The sequence below is a fragment of the Ruminiclostridium papyrosolvens DSM 2782 genome, from assembly GCF_029318685.1.
GTDB lineage: Bacteria > Bacillota > Clostridia > Acetivibrionales > DSM-1351 > Ruminiclostridium > Ruminiclostridium papyrosolvens.
Map to the genome: position 1 here is coordinate 1 of NZ_CP119677.1, position 16951 is coordinate 16951.

16 protein-coding genes and 2 tRNA genes are annotated in these 16951 nt (G+C 33.7%); 17 read left to right on the plus strand and 1 reads right to left on the minus strand.

Annotated features, from left to right (window positions below; translation table 11 throughout):
- From dnaA to P0092_RS00060, 12 genes are all read left to right on the plus strand, one after another.
- Positions 1-1323 (plus strand): chromosomal replication initiator protein DnaA, encoded by a 1323-nt coding sequence (gene dnaA, locus P0092_RS00005; protein ID WP_004619014.1) that lies wholly within the window; start codon positions 1-3, stop codon positions 1321-1323.
- A 248-nt stretch (positions 1324-1571) separates the two neighbouring features.
- Positions 1572-2672, plus strand: coding sequence for a DNA polymerase III subunit beta (gene dnaN, locus P0092_RS00010; RefSeq protein WP_004619015.1), 1101 nt, complete (start codon positions 1572-1574; stop codon positions 2670-2672).
- Between the two features lie 27 nt (positions 2673-2699).
- Complete coding sequence (locus P0092_RS00015; RefSeq protein WP_004619016.1) at positions 2700-2915, plus strand: RNA-binding S4 domain-containing protein; 216 nt, start codon at positions 2700-2702, stop codon at positions 2913-2915.
- A 13-nt stretch (positions 2916-2928) separates the two neighbouring features.
- Entirely contained in the window at positions 2929-4047 is a 1119-nt protein-coding gene (gene recF / locus P0092_RS00020) for a DNA replication/repair protein RecF (RefSeq protein ID WP_276187022.1), read from the plus strand.
- Between the two features lie 68 nt (positions 4048-4115).
- Positions 4116-4385, plus strand: coding sequence for an extracellular matrix regulator RemB (gene remB, locus P0092_RS00025; RefSeq protein ID WP_004619018.1), 270 nt, complete (start codon positions 4116-4118; stop codon positions 4383-4385).
- 31 nt (positions 4386-4416) lie between these two features.
- Entirely contained in the window at positions 4417-6345 is a 1929-nt protein-coding gene (gene gyrB / locus P0092_RS00030) for a DNA topoisomerase (ATP-hydrolyzing) subunit B (RefSeq protein WP_004619019.1), read from the plus strand.
- Positions 6346-6612: 267 nt separating this feature from the next.
- The gene (locus P0092_RS00035; RefSeq protein ID WP_004619020.1) at positions 6613-7386 is read left to right on the plus strand and encodes a ParA family protein; all 774 of its coding nucleotides are present in this window, start codon (positions 6613-6615) and stop codon (positions 7384-7386) included.
- A 5-nt stretch (positions 7387-7391) separates the two neighbouring features.
- Positions 7392-8237 carry a ParB/RepB/Spo0J family partition protein gene (locus tag P0092_RS00040; protein WP_004619021.1) on the plus strand — a complete coding sequence of 282 codons (846 nt, stop codon included), beginning with the start codon at positions 7392-7394 and terminating at the stop codon, positions 8235-8237.
- Between the two features lie 164 nt (positions 8238-8401).
- The gene (locus tag P0092_RS00045; protein WP_004619022.1) at positions 8402-8932 is read left to right on the plus strand and encodes a DUF4446 family protein; all 531 of its coding nucleotides are present in this window, start codon (positions 8402-8404) and stop codon (positions 8930-8932) included.
- A 45-nt stretch (positions 8933-8977) separates the two neighbouring features.
- Positions 8978-9739 (plus strand): tetratricopeptide repeat protein, encoded by a 762-nt coding sequence (locus P0092_RS00050; protein ID WP_004619023.1) that lies wholly within the window; start codon positions 8978-8980, stop codon positions 9737-9739.
- 113 nt (positions 9740-9852) lie between these two features.
- Positions 9853-9943 (plus strand) — tRNA-Ser (locus P0092_RS00055).
- A 40-nt stretch (positions 9944-9983) separates the two neighbouring features.
- Positions 9984-10075, plus strand: a tRNA-Ser gene (locus tag P0092_RS00060).
- A gap of 287 nt (positions 10076-10362) precedes the next feature.
- On the opposite strand, the gene pssA is transcribed toward P0092_RS00060, so the two are convergent.
- The gene (gene pssA, locus P0092_RS00065; RefSeq protein ID WP_004619024.1) at positions 10363-10902 is read right to left on the minus strand and encodes a CDP-diacylglycerol--serine O-phosphatidyltransferase; all 540 of its coding nucleotides are present in this window, start codon (positions 10900-10902) and stop codon (positions 10363-10365) included.
- Between the two features lie 229 nt (positions 10903-11131).
- On the opposite strand from pssA, the gene P0092_RS00070 reads away from it, so the two are divergent.
- The 5 genes from P0092_RS00070 to nifJ all read left to right on the plus strand — a co-directional run bounded on the left by P0092_RS00070 (position 11132) and on the right by nifJ (position 16854).
- On the plus strand, positions 11132-11770 hold the full coding sequence (locus tag P0092_RS00070; RefSeq protein WP_004619025.1) for an HAD-IA family hydrolase: 639 nt from the start codon (positions 11132-11134) through the stop codon (positions 11768-11770).
- 56 nt (positions 11771-11826) lie between these two features.
- Positions 11827-12372, plus strand: coding sequence for a hypothetical protein (locus P0092_RS00075; RefSeq protein WP_242831759.1), 546 nt, complete (start codon positions 11827-11829; stop codon positions 12370-12372).
- A gap of 79 nt (positions 12373-12451) precedes the next feature.
- Positions 12452-12706, plus strand: coding sequence for a DUF2508 family protein (locus P0092_RS00080; protein ID WP_004619027.1), 255 nt, complete (start codon positions 12452-12454; stop codon positions 12704-12706).
- Between the two features lie 128 nt (positions 12707-12834).
- On the plus strand, positions 12835-13026 hold the full coding sequence (locus P0092_RS00085; protein ID WP_004619028.1) for a pro-sigmaK processing inhibitor BofA family protein: 192 nt from the start codon (positions 12835-12837) through the stop codon (positions 13024-13026).
- A 276-nt stretch (positions 13027-13302) separates the two neighbouring features.
- Positions 13303-16854, plus strand: coding sequence for a pyruvate:ferredoxin (flavodoxin) oxidoreductase (gene nifJ / locus P0092_RS00090; RefSeq protein WP_004619029.1), 3552 nt, complete (start codon positions 13303-13305; stop codon positions 16852-16854).
- The last annotated feature ends 97 nt before the right edge of the window (positions 16855-16951 follow it).

Sequence of the window (16951 nt, forward strand, 5' to 3'; positions counted from 1 at the left end):
ATGAACGTGCAACTTAATGAAATATGGAACCGTACATTGGAATTACTAAAAGGCGAAATGACTGAAATAAGTTTTAATACCTGGATTTTAACAATAGAACCAATATCTATTGATTCTAATACAGTTACTTTAGGTGTACCTGCTGATTTTAACAAAGGTATTCTTGAATCAAGATATTCATATCTAATAAAAAATGCATTTAGGCAAATAAGTCATAGAGAATATAATATTTATTTTGCTATACCTTCACAAGGTCCTATAAAACCCGCAATTCAGGAATATAATGAAGACTCAAATATGTCTTTTCTAAATCCAAAATATACATTTGATACATTTGTAATCGGAAACGGAAACAGATTTGCCCATGCAGCATCGTTAGCCGTAGCGGAAGCACCTGCAAAAGCATATAACCCTCTTTTTCTATATGGAGGAGTTGGTCTGGGAAAAACACATTTAATGCACGCAATAGGCCATTTTGTTTTAGGTCAAAATCCTGCACTTAAAGTTTTATATGTTTCATCAGAGAAATTTACAAATGAACTTATAAATGCAATAAGAGATGATAAAAATGAAGAATTCAGATATAAGTACCGAAATATAGATGTTTTGCTTATTGATGATATTCAGTTTATAGGGGGAAAGGAAAGAACAGAAGAAGAATTTTTCCACACCTTTAATGCTCTTTATGAAGCCAATAAGCAAATAATCATTTCCAGCGATAGGCCGCCAAAGGAAATTCCTACTCTCGAAGACAGGCTCAGGTCCAGATTTGAGTGGGGGTTAATAGCTGATATTGCTCCGCCTGATTTAGAAACCAGAATCGCTATACTCAGAAAAAAAGCCCAACTTGAAAATTTGGATGTACCTGATGATGTTATGGTTTTCATTGCGGATAAGGTAGGTTCCAATATACGTGAACTTGAAGGTGCTTTAAATAGAGTTATAGCATATTCAACTTTAACCGAGAATATCATGAATGTTGATATGGCGGTAGAAGCTCTTAAAGATATGCTGAACAACAGTAAAGCAGTTATTATTAATTCTAAAACAATACAAGAAGCGGTATCCAGATACTTTCACCTAAAAACGGATGAACTTAAATCAAAAAAGAGATCCAGGGACGTTTCTTTTCCTCGTCAAATTGCAATGCACCTCTGTCGTGAAATGACAGATATGTCTCTACCCAAAATTGGAGATGAATTTGGTGGCCGTGATCATACAACTGTTATACACGCATGTGAAAAGATTAATCACGATCTTGAAAATAGTGCGGAACTAAGAAGAACAGTAGAGGATATAAAGAAAAATATAACTGGGGGTTAAATCTAGAATTTGATGAAAGTTATACACAGTTTATGTTGATTTGGTGATCAAAGTCTGTGTATAACTTAGGGTTTTGGATAAACTTAATGTTCTGTTGAAAAAAAGTCTCGATTGGTCAACATTTTATTAACACCGACCAGAGGTTGGTATAACTAAATCAGACAAGTTATACACAGATTTAACACCCCCTACTACTATTATTACTATTTTTATATTTTAATTATATTTAAAAAAACGGAGGCACCTAAATGAAAGTTATATGCTCTAAAGAAAATTTACTTAACGGGATTAATATAGTTCAAAAGGCAGTATCAACCAAAACCACTTTACCGATACTCGAAGGAATTTTACTAAACGCTGAGGATAAGTTTAAGTTAACAGGTAATGATTTGGAAATAGGTATTGAATGCTATGTAGAAGCTGACATAAGAAGTACCGGTTCCATTGTTATAAATTCTAAAATATTTGGGGATATTGTAAGAAGATTACCTGATGCAGAGGTTCTTATTGAAGTTACAGTAAATAATCTGGTAGTTGTTGAATGTGAAAATTCACATTTTGAGATAAAAGGAATAAATCCATCTGGTTATCCTTCACTTCCTGTTGTTGATAAAGAGAATGTTCTAACATTGACACAAGGTGATTTAAAAGATATGATCAGACAAACCGTGTTCGCAGTGGGTTCTGATGAAAACAGGCCAGTTTTGACTGGATCTCTGATTGAAGTTAAGGATAAGGAATTGGTTATTGTATCAATAGACGGATTCAGACTGGCTTTGAGAAGAAAAATTTTAGAAAATGATATTAATGATTTTAGTGTTATTATACCGGGAAAAACTTTAAATGAAATTTCTAAAATCCTTCAGGCAACTGATGATGAAGTTTCTGTGTACAGTTCAAATAATCAGGTAGTATTTGATGCTAAGTCATGGAGAATTGTATCCAGGCTCATCGAGGGTAAATTTTTGAATTACAATAGCTTGCTTAATAAAGATTTTGAAACAAAAGTTGTTATTAATATAAAAGAATTTCAGTCAAGTTTAGAAAGAGCTTCACTTATTTCTATGAATGACAAAAATAGCCCTGTAAAGCTTTTTATAGGCAATGATAAAATTGTAATTACATCAAATGCGGATCTTGGAAATGTCCGTGAAGAGGTTAAAGCCGAGATAGAGGGTAATTCTCTGGAAATAGGATATAATCCTGCCTTTTTAATTGATGCACTAAAGGCTATTGACGAAGATAGGGCTTCTGTGTATTTTATTACTACAAATGCACCATGTACTTTAAGACCGCTTATTGAAAGTAACAATGATTTTGCATATCTGATACAAGCTGTTAGAATTTAATTATACGAAGAAATTTTTGGAGGCTTTATGGAAGACGTAGGAATTAATACTGAGTATATTAAACTTGATCAATTTTTAAAATGGGTTGGAGCTTGCGATAACGGAGCTATGGCTAAGGGCTTTATAATCGACGGCTTTGTTAAAGTTAACGGTAATGTTGAATTGCAACGTGGAAAAAAGCTCAGAAATGGTGATATTGTAGAATTCGATCAAAAACAATACAAAATAATTCAAAATAGCTAAATGAGGTAGTGCATTGATTGTCAAAAGCTTGGTTTTAAAGAATTATAGAAACCATACAAATACTAGACTTGTATTTTCTGATCGTTTTAATATTATTTATGGTGATAATGGCCAAGGGAAAACAAATATTCTTGAAGCCATTTATTTATGTGCTTCCGGTCGTTCACACAGAACTGCGAAGGATTCTGAATTAATTAAATTCGGTTGTGATAGTTTTAGTATTAATGCCAATGTTTTTAATATCGGAAGTTTAGAAAAAGACATTGAAATTAAATATTATGAAAACCAAAAAAAACAAATTAAAATAAATGAAATTCCAATTAAGAAAATTGGTGCACTTATGGGAAATCTTTATGCTGTATTGTTTTCACCGGAAGATTTATTTATAGTAAAACAGGGACCCACTGAAAGAAGAAGGTTTGTTGATATAACACTAAGTCAAATAAGACCTTCCTATTTTTATAATTTGCAACAGCTTACAAAGATTCTAAAACAAAGAAATACACTTCTAAAGAATATCAACAGTAATCCCAAATTGATGGATACTGTTGATATCTGGAATATCAGGCTTGCTGAGGTTGCTGCGTCAATTATTACTGCAAGAAGGACTTTTTCAAAAATGCTTTCGAATTTGGCAGAAAGTCAACATAATTTTCTTACTGAAAAAAGTGAAAAAATTTCATTTGATTATAAGTGCAGTTTTCAGATTACTGAAGATGATGATAAAAACAAAATTCAGAATCTATACATAAAAAGCCTGGAGAAGACTCTTTCCAGAGATATAATACTTGGTTATACTACTATGGGACCCCATAGAGATGATTATGATATTATGGTTAATGGGAAAAGTCTTAAATTATTTGGCTCCCAGGGACAGCAAAGATCAGCAGTTTTGTCGCTAAAAATTGCCGAGATTGAATTGATTAAGAGAGAAACAGAACAGTATCCGGTATTACTTTTGGATGATGTTATGTCTGAACTTGATAACAATAGGCAAAAATATCTTATGGAAAGCATTAAAGAAGTTCAAACTTTTGTAACATGCACAAGTACAGAGCATTTTGAAAATTTATTATCCGGCGAAAGCAATTTTTTTAAAATTGTCGGCGGAAATATTCAGTGTAGTTTATAAACGATAATTTGCAATAAATAAGTTAATATTGTAAAATTGGGTTTAGAGATTTATGGAGGATTTAAAGTATGTTTTTGCATATAGGCGGAGATGTTGTTATTCCTATAAAAAATGTGATAGCTATTATGGATATAGATACGACTACAATTTCTAAAGATACGAGAGAATTTCTTAAAGTTGCAGAAGAAGAAGGTTTTGTAATAAGTATATCGGAGGACTTACCAAAATCTTTTATTATTACTGAGACTGATAAAAAAAGTAAGATATATTTATCTCCGATATCATCAGTAACATTGCAAAAAAGATCAAAATATATAACTGAAATATCAAATATTTAATTGATTGTTGAAAGGAAGTATACAAGATACTATGAATGATTTTAACAATACTTCATCTTACGATGAGAGCCAGATTCAGGTGTTGGAAGGCTTAGAGGCTGTTCGTAAGAGACCAGGAATGTATATAGGAAGTACTTCTAGCAGAGGGTTGCATCATTTAGTTTATGAAATAGTTGCAAATAGTGTTGATGAAGCACTTGCCGGAAGATGTGATACAATTCAGGTAATTGTTCACAAGGATAATTCTATTACCGTAACTGACAATGGAAGTGGTATTCCTGTTGGTATCCATCCAAAAATGGGGATTCCAACCCTTGAAGTAGTACATACAATACTTCATGCCGGAGGAAAGTTCGGAAGTGGTGCATATAGTGTTTCAGGCGGACTTCATGGTGTTGGAGCCTCTGTTGTTAATGCATTGTCCGAAAGTATGGAGGTTGAAGTAAAAAGGGAAGGGCATATTTACAGACAGAAATATTCCCGAGGGAAACCAATTACTTCTGTTGAAATAATTGGGGAAACTGAAGATAGTGGAACAATTACTACATTTAAGCCGGACCCTGATATTTTTGAAGATATTGTTTTTGATTTTGATGTTATGATAACCAGATATAGAGAAATGGCGTTTTTAAATAGAGGCATCAAGATACAACTGATTGATCAGCGTCCAGATGAAATAATTGAAAAAAATCTTCATTACGAAGGTGGAATTATATCTTTTGTTGAGTATCTTAATAAAACAAAAGAACCTTTGCATGATAAAGTTATTTATTTTGAAGGAATCAGAGATGCAAATATTGTTGAAGTTGCAATGCAGTATAACGACAATTACAACGAAACAGTATTCAGTTATGCTAATAATATTGCAACTACGGAAGGCGGAACACATTTAACTGGTTTTAGAAGTGCTATTACTAAGGTTTTGAATGATTATGCCAGAAAATTCAATATTATAAGAGAAAACGATAAAAATTTGTCGGGAGAAGATGTAAGAGAAGGTCTTACAGCAGTAATAAGTGTAAAACTACCTGAGCCACAGTTTGAAGGACAGACCAAAACTAAGCTTGGTAACAGTGAAATACGAACCTTAGTTGAAAACGTTGTAAGTGATAAATTAAACATATTTTTAGAAGAAAATCCTGCAATTGCAAAAATAATTCTTGATAAAAGCCTTACTGCAGCAAGAGCAAGAGATGCAGCCAGAAAAGCAAGGGAATTAACAAGAAGAAAAAGTGCAATGGACTCAAGTACTCTTCCCGGTAAACTAGCTGACTGTTCTGAAAAGGACCCGACAAAAACAGAAATATTTATTGTTGAGGGTGATTCTGCAGGAGGTTCTGCAAAGCAGGGAAGAGATAGAAAAATTCAAGCTATACTTCCTTTGTGGGGTAAAATGCTTAATGTTGAAAAATCAAGACTTGATAAGGTTTTTGATAATGAAAAACTAGCTCCTGTTATTATTGCTCTTGGTGCAGGTATAGGGGACGAGTTTGATACTTCAAAATTAAGATATGATAAGATTATAATTATGGCCGATGCCGATGTTGATGGTTCTCATATCAGAATGCTGCTATTAACATTTTTCTTCAGATATATGAGACCACTTGTTGAACAAGGTCACGTCTACATTGCAATGCCACCTCTATTTAAGGTGTACAAGGGAAAAGATGAGTACTATGCGTATGATGACAGACAGGTAAGTAAGATTTTTGAAGACCGTGGATGGAGAAAAGATGATCCAAATGTAAACATACAGAGGTTTAAAGGTCTTGGAGAAATGAATCCGGATCAATTGTGGGAGACAACAATGAACCCGGAGACACGTACCATTATGAAGGTTGATGTACAGGATGCAATAACTGCTGATGAAGTTTTTAGTATGTTTATGGGCGAAAAAGTTGAACCAAGAAAAGAATATATTCATCTGCATGCAAAGGATGTAACGTATTTAGATATCTAGTAGATATATTACTAAAAAAAGGAGTTTTTACTCCTTTTTTTATTTTATAAAATTATTTTATAAGAAAAAATGTTTCACGTAAAACATTTTTAAAATATGAATACAGAAATTTGTTAATGTTTCACGTGAAACATTTTACAAATAAATTATATTCTTTGTAATATCATATGTCATATGATATAATTTTCAATTAGAGAGCAAAAGGACACCTGTTAAGGTGTTCTGTTAATTATAAGGTAAATAGGCTCAATAAGGAGTGAGGTATTTTTGGCAAAGATAATAGCCATTGCTAACCAAAAGGGTGGAGTAGGGAAAACAACAACAGCGGTAAATTTAAGTTCATGTCTGGCATATAAGGGCAAAAAGGTTCTAGTTATTGATATAGACCCCCAAGGAAATACAACAAGTGGCCTTGGAGTGGATAAGAAAAACATAACACATTCTGTTTATGATGTTATTATTAATGATGAACCAATTGAAAATACCCTATTGAAGACTTGTATAGATAACCTGATGATATGTCCGTCAAATATACAGCTTGCGGGAGCAGAAGTTGAACTCGTATCAATGATTTCGAGAGAAAATAGGCTTAAATCAGCACTATACTACATACGCAAGGAATTTGATTTTATTATAATAGATTGTCCTCCTTCCCTGGGATTGCTTACTTTAAATTCCCTCACTGCTTCAGATACAATTTTAGTTCCAATACAATGTGAATATTACGCATTGGAAGGATTAAGTCAGCTAATGAATACTGTAAAACTTGTTCAAAGACACTTAAATCCTCAACTGGATGTTGAAGGCGTTGTTTTGACAATGTTTGATGCCCGTACTAATCTATCAATTCAAGTTGTAGAAGAGGTCAAAAAATATTTCAGTAATAAGGTGTACAGAACAATAATTCCGAGAAATGTTAGATTAAGCGAGGCACCAAGTTTTGGTCTTCCAATTATTTTGTATGATGCCAAGTCAAAAGGTGCTGAATGTTATATAGATTTGGCAGAAGAAGTTATTGAGTATGCTGAAGAGGTGGTATAGAACTTATGATAAAAAAGGGTCTGGGCAAAGGACTTGGGGCATTAATCTCAAATGAAGCATTGGGCGAAGAAGCAGGTATTTTGCAACTAAGAATAAATGAATTGGAGCCTAATATAGCACAACCACGTAAAAATTTTGATGACGAAAAATTGATACAGCTAGCTGAATCTATAAAACAGCATGGGATAATTCAACCTATTATTGTTAAAAAAGAGGATAATTCTTATACAATTATTGCAGGTGAAAGAAGATGGAGAGCTGCAAAATTGGCAGGTTTGGTGGAGGTACCTGTAATTGTTAAGAATTTTTCCAATAAGCAGACTATGGAAGTTGCACTTATTGAAAATCTTCAAAGGGAGGATTTAAATCCAATTGAAGAAGCTGAAGCTTTTCTTCATCTAATGGATGAGTATAGTTTAACTCAGGAGCAAATTGCTGCTACCATTGGAAAAAGCAGGCCATCTATAGCAAATTCTTTGAGATTGCTGGGATTGACAAATGAGGTCAGAAAATTTATTATTAGCGGTGAATTAACAAGCGGACATGCAAGAACGTTAGTTATAATTCAGGACAAGGAGTTACAACAAAAAGCTGCTGAATTTATAATTGAAAATAAATTAAGTGTAAGAGAAACAGAAAATTACGTAAAGAAACTTTGTAAAGGAGATAATAAAGATAGAAAAAAAACAGAAGTAAATAACCCTGAATTAATTGATGTGGAAAATAAATTGAAAAATATTTTAGGAACAAAGGTTAAACTACAGTCAAAAAATAATAGAGGTAAAATTACAATTGAATACTATTCCAATGATGAATTGGAACGGTTACTTGATTTTTTTTATAAAACTTGAAAAAAGTGAGCTTTTAAAATCGATTTTGAGCCATTATTTTAAGTGGAGGAATGATATTATATTCCTTAAAAAAGTAAAGCTTTAAAATGGAAATTAAGCTTTAAAAGGTAATTTATTAAAGATAATTAACTACATGGAGTGAAATCACAAGGGAGCAGGTTAAAATGAGTGACTTTTTTACGAATATATTAAATTTGCAGTTTGAAGTATTAGTGTTGTTTGGAATTTGCTTTATATTTATTATACTTAATTGTTTTATGCTTATAGCTAATATAAGGAAGACAAATAGGCTTAAAACTAAATACAGAAAATTTATGAATGGGTTAAGTGACAGAAATATAGAAGAACTTTTGGAGACATGTTTAAATAGTACAAATTCTGTAAGCAGCAAAAATAGAGAAATTGAATTGCAGATTAATAATATAGAAAGAAGATTGCTGCAATGTATACAAAAAGTAGGAATTGTTAGATTTAATGCTTTTGATAACGTTGGCAGTGATTTAAGTTTTGCTATTGCTCTTTTAGATAGTAATGATTCAGGTGTAGTTATAAGCGGAATATACGCAAGAGAAAGTTCTTCAACTTATTCCAAACCTGTTATATCAGGAAAATCAAAATATACTTTATCGGCAGAAGAGATACAAGCTATTGATATAGCTAAGAAAACAAACATTGAAAGAAGTTACGTAGATTAAATAATTCAATTAATGTTTCCGGGAGTAAAATGGAGGCCTTTTAACATGAATATTCATTTTCATAGTAATAAAGAAAATAAAAATGAAAAAAAGCAAATATGGATGTATGCTGTAATTTTATTTACTGGTGCATTTATTATACTCTTATTAACAGCATATAGTCAGGTAAAGTTTCAGAATAATATAAGCGACTATCAGAATAAACTTTCTTCTCAGGAAAAGGCAAAACTTTCTGCTGTAACTGACCTAAAATCAGCTTTAAAGGAAAATGAAAGACTAAATAAGGAATTGGAATCACTAAGGAATAAATTAGTTGATTCTGAACAGGAAATTGCTACTCAAAGCTCAAAAACAACTGATATGGAATCAAAATATAATAGTACCTTAACTGCAACAGATGCACTTGTTAAGGCGCTGGAATATTTTAATCAGAAGGATTATGTAAATTGCGCCGTTACCCTAAAATATGATGTTAAAATGGAATATTTAAGCACACAAGGTCTAAATACTTATAATAATTTGATGGATAAAAGCTATGGGAAAGCTTCATTACAGCTATATAGAGATGGTTACAAGAATTATAAAAGTAAAAATTATGCCGGGGCTATAATAAATTTGAATCGTGCAATTGATTTCTCTAATAAGAATGAATATTACATTGATGACGCATACTATTATTTAGCGACATCATATTATAAGAGTTCAAGTTATGATGATGCAAAAAGAATAATAAGTGAATTTAAGATTAACTGTCCCACAAGTGAATTTACCAGAAATATGAATAAAATTTTGGAAAAAATGGTGTAAAACATTTAGAGGAATAAATTACTTTTAAAAGTTATGGTTTATTATAAAGTAAAGTGTTGACAAAAGTAAAAAATCATTGTAAAATAAAACACGTCGCTTGACAAAACCATTATGGAGAGATGGTCGAGTTGGTTTAAGGCACCGGTCTTGAAAACCGGCGTAGGTGTGAGCCTACCGTGAGTTCGAATCTCACTCTCTCCGCCAAAAAAATATGAGCTGGCTTTTAAGCCAGCTCAAGCTTAATGGAGAAGTACCCAAGTAGGTCGAAGGGGACGGTTTGCTAAACCGTTAGTCTGGGCAACTGGAGCAAGGGTTCGAATCCCTTCTTCTCCGCCACAATTTGTATGAAAAGCCTGATTTATCAGGCTTTTCAGCGTTTTACAAGTAAAAAAATGGACACTGTTTTGAAATAAAATTCAAAAACTAGTGTCTTTTCTATATTTATAGGGATAAACTGAATCCTACAATTTAAAAAAGTAAAAAATAATTCACAGATGCGATTGTATTTTTAAAAGGTTATTAACATAGATATAATAGTTTGTGGATAAAACAAATTGTTTTTCATGTAAAATGTGAATAAAAAAACCATGATTTCAAACGAAATCATGGTTTTTAAAAAATATTTACCTTTTTTTAATCTGAATTTTACTAATCATTAGGTAGGAAAGTAAAACAATTATTATCGCAGTTACTATAGTGTTGACATTACCATAATTATGATGTTCTATAGAATAGCTGTTATACATATTAACTATTGATAAAAATGCACCTGCAATAGTTATGGGAACCCCACAAAATACATTGTTGAATGTAGATACATTGTAGCGAGCCAATCTGTATGCACCTGCAATAGGAAACAATACTGCAATTAAGTACCCAAGAACTGTTAAATCCATGAAACTTATCTTCCAGGCAATAATTATTGGTGCTACACCAAAAGAAATTAAGTCTGAAAGCGAATCCAATTCTTTACCAAGTTCACTCGTACTATCTAACATTCTTGCCACTTTACCATCAAATCTGTCTGTTAATGCAGCAACCATAACCAATAGTGATGCCTGTATCATATCATTTTTTATTGCAAGTAATAATGCAATAATTCCAAGTGAGAGATTAATAAATGTTAGGAGGTTAGGCAAAGAATGCTTTATCGTGTTTTTCAAATGATCCACCCTCTACTTTAAGTAATTATTATGCTAACTGATTAATTTCTATTTAGTAAAATATATAAACTAAAAGTATATATGATTTACATATATTATAGATTATAATTAATATCATAAAAATTAACAAGCTAATTAATTATGCATAAACTATTATACGAACAAAAGTTTTATAAGTATGATTAACATTAGTCTATTAATAATAAAAGAGGATGGATGATACATTACAATGAATAATTTTAAGTATATTTTTTTTGATCTCGACGGAACACTTATAGACACTGTCCCTTTGATACTGGATTCCTTTAACTATACGTTTATTCATCATTTCGGTGAAACACGTCCGGAGGAAGAGACTATAAGTTATATTGGTATGCCTTTAATCAATCATTTTAAAGATTTGTATCCCGGACATGAGGAAGAGCTTGCAAAGACCTACAGAGCGTATAATGATAAAAGACATGATAGTTGTATTGGAGTTTTTATTGGTATTTTTGAAACCATAAAAAGTCTCTATGAAAAAGGAATAGTTATGGGAGTTGTAACCTCTAAAAGGAGAGAATTGGCTCTCAGAGGATTAAAACTGTTTAATCTTGATGAATTTTTTATATTCGTTAACGGTTCAGAGGATTCAAAAAAGCATAAGCCGGATGGTGATCCCTTGATTGTTGCAATGAGTAAAGCGGGTGTAACAAACAAGGATGAAGTTTTATACGTAGGAGACAGCCCGCTAGATATAATGTGTGCAAAAAATGCAGGAGTAAGAAGTGCTGCTGTTGCATGGACCTATAGTCAAAGAGCTGAACTTGAAAGAGTTGAGCCGGATTTATTTATAGAATGTCCGTCTGATTTATTAAAATATGTATAAATCTGTATAAACAAGAGCAGTTTGAGTAAAATATAAAACTACTTGATTATACAGGAGTGGTTTTATTGGCTAAAACGGTAGTGGCTATATTTGAAGCTTATGCAAATGCTGAAAAAGCAGCACACGAAATTCGCGAAAAAGGACTTAGAACTGATAATATATCTATAATAACCAAAACAGGAAGTAATATAAACAGTTATAAGGCCACAGACGGCGGAAATATAGAAATAAGTGAAAAAAATAATAACCCATTTATAAGACCCGGCAGTTTAAGTGTAAGAATATCCGACGGCATAGTTACCGGAGGCATTGTTGGAGGCATTGCAGGGATACTTATAGGTGGGGTTAGTATGTTTATTCAGGGGTTGGGTTTTGTAGCAGCTGCAGGGCCTATAGGAGGCTTATTTATGGGGCTACTCTTAGGGGGGCTGATAGGAGGCTTCTTAGATTTCAAAATTCCAAGAAATAAAAAAAAGAAATTTGAAAAATTAATCTCGAACGGAAATGCATTATTTAGCATGATGACAGATGAAGAACGCTCAGAGGATATCCTTGAAATATTGAAAAATAATGGCGCTCTCATGGTTGAAAAATATCAGTAGCGAATATTTCCCGATTTGCATAAATAGTATTATAATGGGTCAATCATTATAATACTATAATGTATTAAGGAGTTTAGTTATGGAATTATCGCTTAATAAATCATTAAATAACGTTGTAAAAACATCAGAAGCGAAAACATTGGCCAATGAGAGGGTTATTCTCCTGAAGGAAATAGAAAAAGTAAAAGGTGAATTACAAAAGGCCTACACAAATTTTGACTATGTAAATGATTCATTAATGGTTGACTACTATACATACCAGATAAAAGCGTATGAAACTATGTTTGAATTTCTAATAAAGAAGGCAAAAGCCATGGGCATTAATGAATTATAACCGTACCTAAAAGGGACCTTATTCATAAAGTGAATAAAGTCCTTTTTTATTTTTGCAGAATATTTAGATGAGTTAGTTAATATATTTCTTATAGCAGGGACAAACCTTTTATTGAAAGGGGTACTACTATGAATATAGGAAAAGTGGTTAAGAAACTTTTCATTAATATAATTCTTGGTGTAATCTTATTAATAATTATTAATTTTGTAGGTTCATATTTTAGTTTCAGAATAGCATTAAATGTATACTCTGCATTGATAGTCGGAGTTCTTGGAGTACCCGGACTGATACTTCTTGTTTTCTTAAAGTTTATGGTGTAGTTCGTTAAGCACAAAATTTTTGGTTTATTGTTATAATCAACAATTTTTAGTAGGATAATGGGCCAGATTAAATGTTTTATGTAAATATGCCTTCTATATAGTAATTGTAAAATTTAAATTAAATATTTGCCGTTACACGTGAATTTATGGGGAATTCTACGTTCAATGTTGTATACAAAGAACAAAACAAAGGCTGTACAACCTTTACAAATGGGCAAAAAAATGATAGAATATGTCGTTGAATAGTGTTTTTAGTTATTAAGGAGGTAAGTTAAAATGTCAAGACATAAACAATCGATGGATGGCAATACAGCTGCCGCACATGTTTCTTATGCGTTTACTGATGTTGCTGCTATTTACCCAATCACACCTTCAAGCCCAATGGCTGATTCTGTTGACCAGTGGTCTGCTGCTGGTAGGGAAAATATTTTTGGTAGTCAGGTTAAAGTTGTTGAACTTCAGTCTGAGGCAGGAGCTGCCGGAACTGTTCACGGTTCATTAGCTGCAGGTGCTCTTACAACAACATTCACAGCTTCACAAGGTCTTCTTTTGATGATTCCTAACATGTACAAAATCGCAGGTGAATTACTTCCTAGTGTATTCCACGTTTCTGCACGTACAGTTTCTACACATGCATTAAACATATTTGGTGATCATAGTGACGTATATGCTTGCCGTCAAACAGGTTTTGCAATGTTAGCTGAATCAAATCCACAGGAAGTAATGGATTTAAGTGCAGTTGCACATCTTGCAACAATTGAAGGAAAAGTTCCTTTTATAAACTTCTTTGATGGTTTCCGTACATCCCACGAAGTTCAGAAAATTGATACTTGGGATTATGCAGACTTAAAAGAAATGTGTGATATGGATTCCATTAAGGCTTTCCGTGAACATGCATTAAACCCTGAAAAACCAACAATGCGTGGTTCACATGAAAATGGAGATATATTCTTCCAGCACCGTGAAGCATGTAATACTACATATGATAAATTACCAGCTGTTGTTGAAAAATACATGGCTAAGGTAAATGCTAAACTTGGTACAAATTACGATTTATTTAACTATTACGGAGCACCGGACGCTGACCGTGTTATAGTAGCTATGGGTTCATTCTGTGATGTTGCTGAAGAAGTAATAGATTACTTAACTGCTGCAGGTGAAAAAGTTGGTCTTATCAAGGTTCGTTTGTATCGTCCTTGGGTTTCCAGCAGTTTGTTAAAGGTTCTTCCAAAGACAGTAAAGAAGATAGCTGTTCTTGACCGTACAAAGGAACCAGGAGCATTGGGTGAACCATTATACCTCGATGTTGCTGCAACTCTTCGTGAAGCAGGACTTAATGATATAGTTGTAACTAATGGCCGTTATGGTTTGGGTTCAAAGGATACTCCTCCATCTTCAGTATTTGCAGTATTTACTGAATTAAAGAATGAGACTTCTAAGGCTCGCTTTACATTAGGTATTGTAGATGATGTTACACATTTAAGCTTACCTGAAATCAAGCCGGCTCCTATAACTGCTGCTGCAGGAACTGTTGAATGTAAGTTCTGGGGTCTGGGCGGAGACGGAACTGTTGGTGCTAACAAGAATTCAACTAAGATTATCGGTGACCACACTGATAAATATATTCAGGCATATTTCCAATATGACTCAAAGAAAACAGGTGGTGTAACTATATCTCACCTTAGATTCGGTGATAAGCCAATCAAGAGTCCATATTACATAAATCAGGCTGACTTTGTTGCATGTCACAATCCATCATACATCGTTAAAGGATTCAAGATAGTTCAGGATGTTAAGCCGGGCGGAATCTTTATGATTAACTGTCAGTGGTCAGACGAAGAATTAGATACTAAATTGAATGCTGCTGCAAAGAAATATATTGCAGATAATAACATTCAGTTATATACAATCAACGCTATTGATAAGGCAGCTGAAATCGGTATGGGTAAACGTACCAACACTATCCTTCAATCAGCATTCTTCAAGCTGGCAAATGTAATGCCAATTGACGAAGCTATTAAGTTCATGAAGGAAGCTGCTAAGAAATCATACGGTAAGAAGGGCGACGCCATTGTAGAAATGAACTACAAAGCAATTGATGCAGGTGTAAGTGCACTTCATAAAGTTGAAGTTCCTGCTTCATGGGCAAATCCTAAAGCTGATGCTGCAGCACCTGAACTCACAGGCCGTCCAGAGGTAGTTGATATGGTTAAGAGTCTTCTTAATCCAATTGCATTAATGGATGGTGACAGTCTCCCAGTATCTGCTTTTGCTGATTTTGCTGACGGACAATTTGAACAGGGTGCTTCTGCTTATGAAAAACGCGGTACTGCTGTATTAGTTCCTGAATGGGATGCAAAATTATGTTTACAATGTAACAGTTGTGCATTTGTATGTTCACATGCAACTATTCGTCCATTTATGTTGAGTGAAGATGAAATAAAGGCTGCTCCTGCTAATATTAAATTAGCTGATACTAAGCCAAAAGCCAGTGAATACAAATTTACTATGAGCGTATCTCCTTTAGATTGTATGGGATGTGGTGAGTGTATCACAGTATGCCCTGTTAAGGAAAAGGCAATCAAGATGGTACCTCAGGAATCACAAGCTGAAGAACAGCCAGTATTTGATTATCTGGTTGAAAACGTTGGAAAGAAACCTGGAATGCCTGCAGATACTACTGTTAAGGGTTCACAGTTCAATCAGCCGCTTCTCGAATTCTCAGGAAGCTGTGCAGGATGTGCTGAAACATCATATGCTCGTTTAGTAACTCAGTTATTCGGAGAGCAAATGTATATTTCAAATGCTACAGGATGTTCTTCAATTTGGGGAGGCCCTGCTGCTACTAGCCCATATACAGTACACAAAGACTCAAAAATGGGTCCTGCTTGGTCAAACTCATTGTTTGAAGATAATGCTGAGCATGGTTACGGTATGCAACTTGGACAAAAAGTTATCCGTGATCAGGCCATAGCTATGATTGAAAAGCTTGCTGCATCCGATAAGGCTTCTGATGAATTAAAAGCTGCTATTGCTAAGTTCATTGAAACAAAGGATATGACAAGAGAAAATACACCTGCTACTAAGGCATTGGTAGTTGAACTTGAAAAGGCTGCTGCTGCAGGATGTGATATTTCAAAGGAAATACTTGAAAAGAAACAATACCTCGCTAAGAAATCTATTTGGATTCTCGGTGGTGACGGATGGGCATATGATATCGGATTCGGTGGACTTGACCATGTACTTGCTTCAGGAGAAAATGTAAACATAATGGTATTTGATACAGAAATGTACTCAAATACAGGCGGACAGTTATCAAAAGCATCAAATATCGGTGAAGTATGTCAGTTTGCTGCTGCCGGTAAGGATATCGGTAAGAAGAGTCTTGCTGAAATCGCTATGAGTTATGGTTATGTATATGTAGCACAGATTGCTCTGGGCGCAAATCCAAATCAGACAATCAAAGTTATTGCAGAAGCAGAAGCTTATAACGGACCATCCTTGATTATTGGTTATGCTCCATGTGAACTCCACGGAGTTAAGGGCGGAATGAACCACTGTCAGGATGAAATGAAGAAGGCTGTTGCTTCAGGTTACTGGAATCTCTTCTCATTCAACCCTGCATTGAAGGCTGAAGGAAAGAATCCGTTCACTTTGACATCCAAGCCGGGTGACGGAACATATCAAGAGTTCCTCAATAACGAAACACGTTATACTCGTTTACAGCGTGCATTCCCTGAGCGTGCAGATAAGCTCTTCCAAGAGTCAGAAGCTGCTGCCAAGGCTCGTTATGACCATTTATTAAAGTTAGTAGAACTTTATAAATAATATATTTAAAAGAAAAACCCGTCGGATGAGTCCGGCGGGTTTTTTTCATACTTTCAGGATTTTGGGTTGTATGAATACCATGGAATAAGATAACACT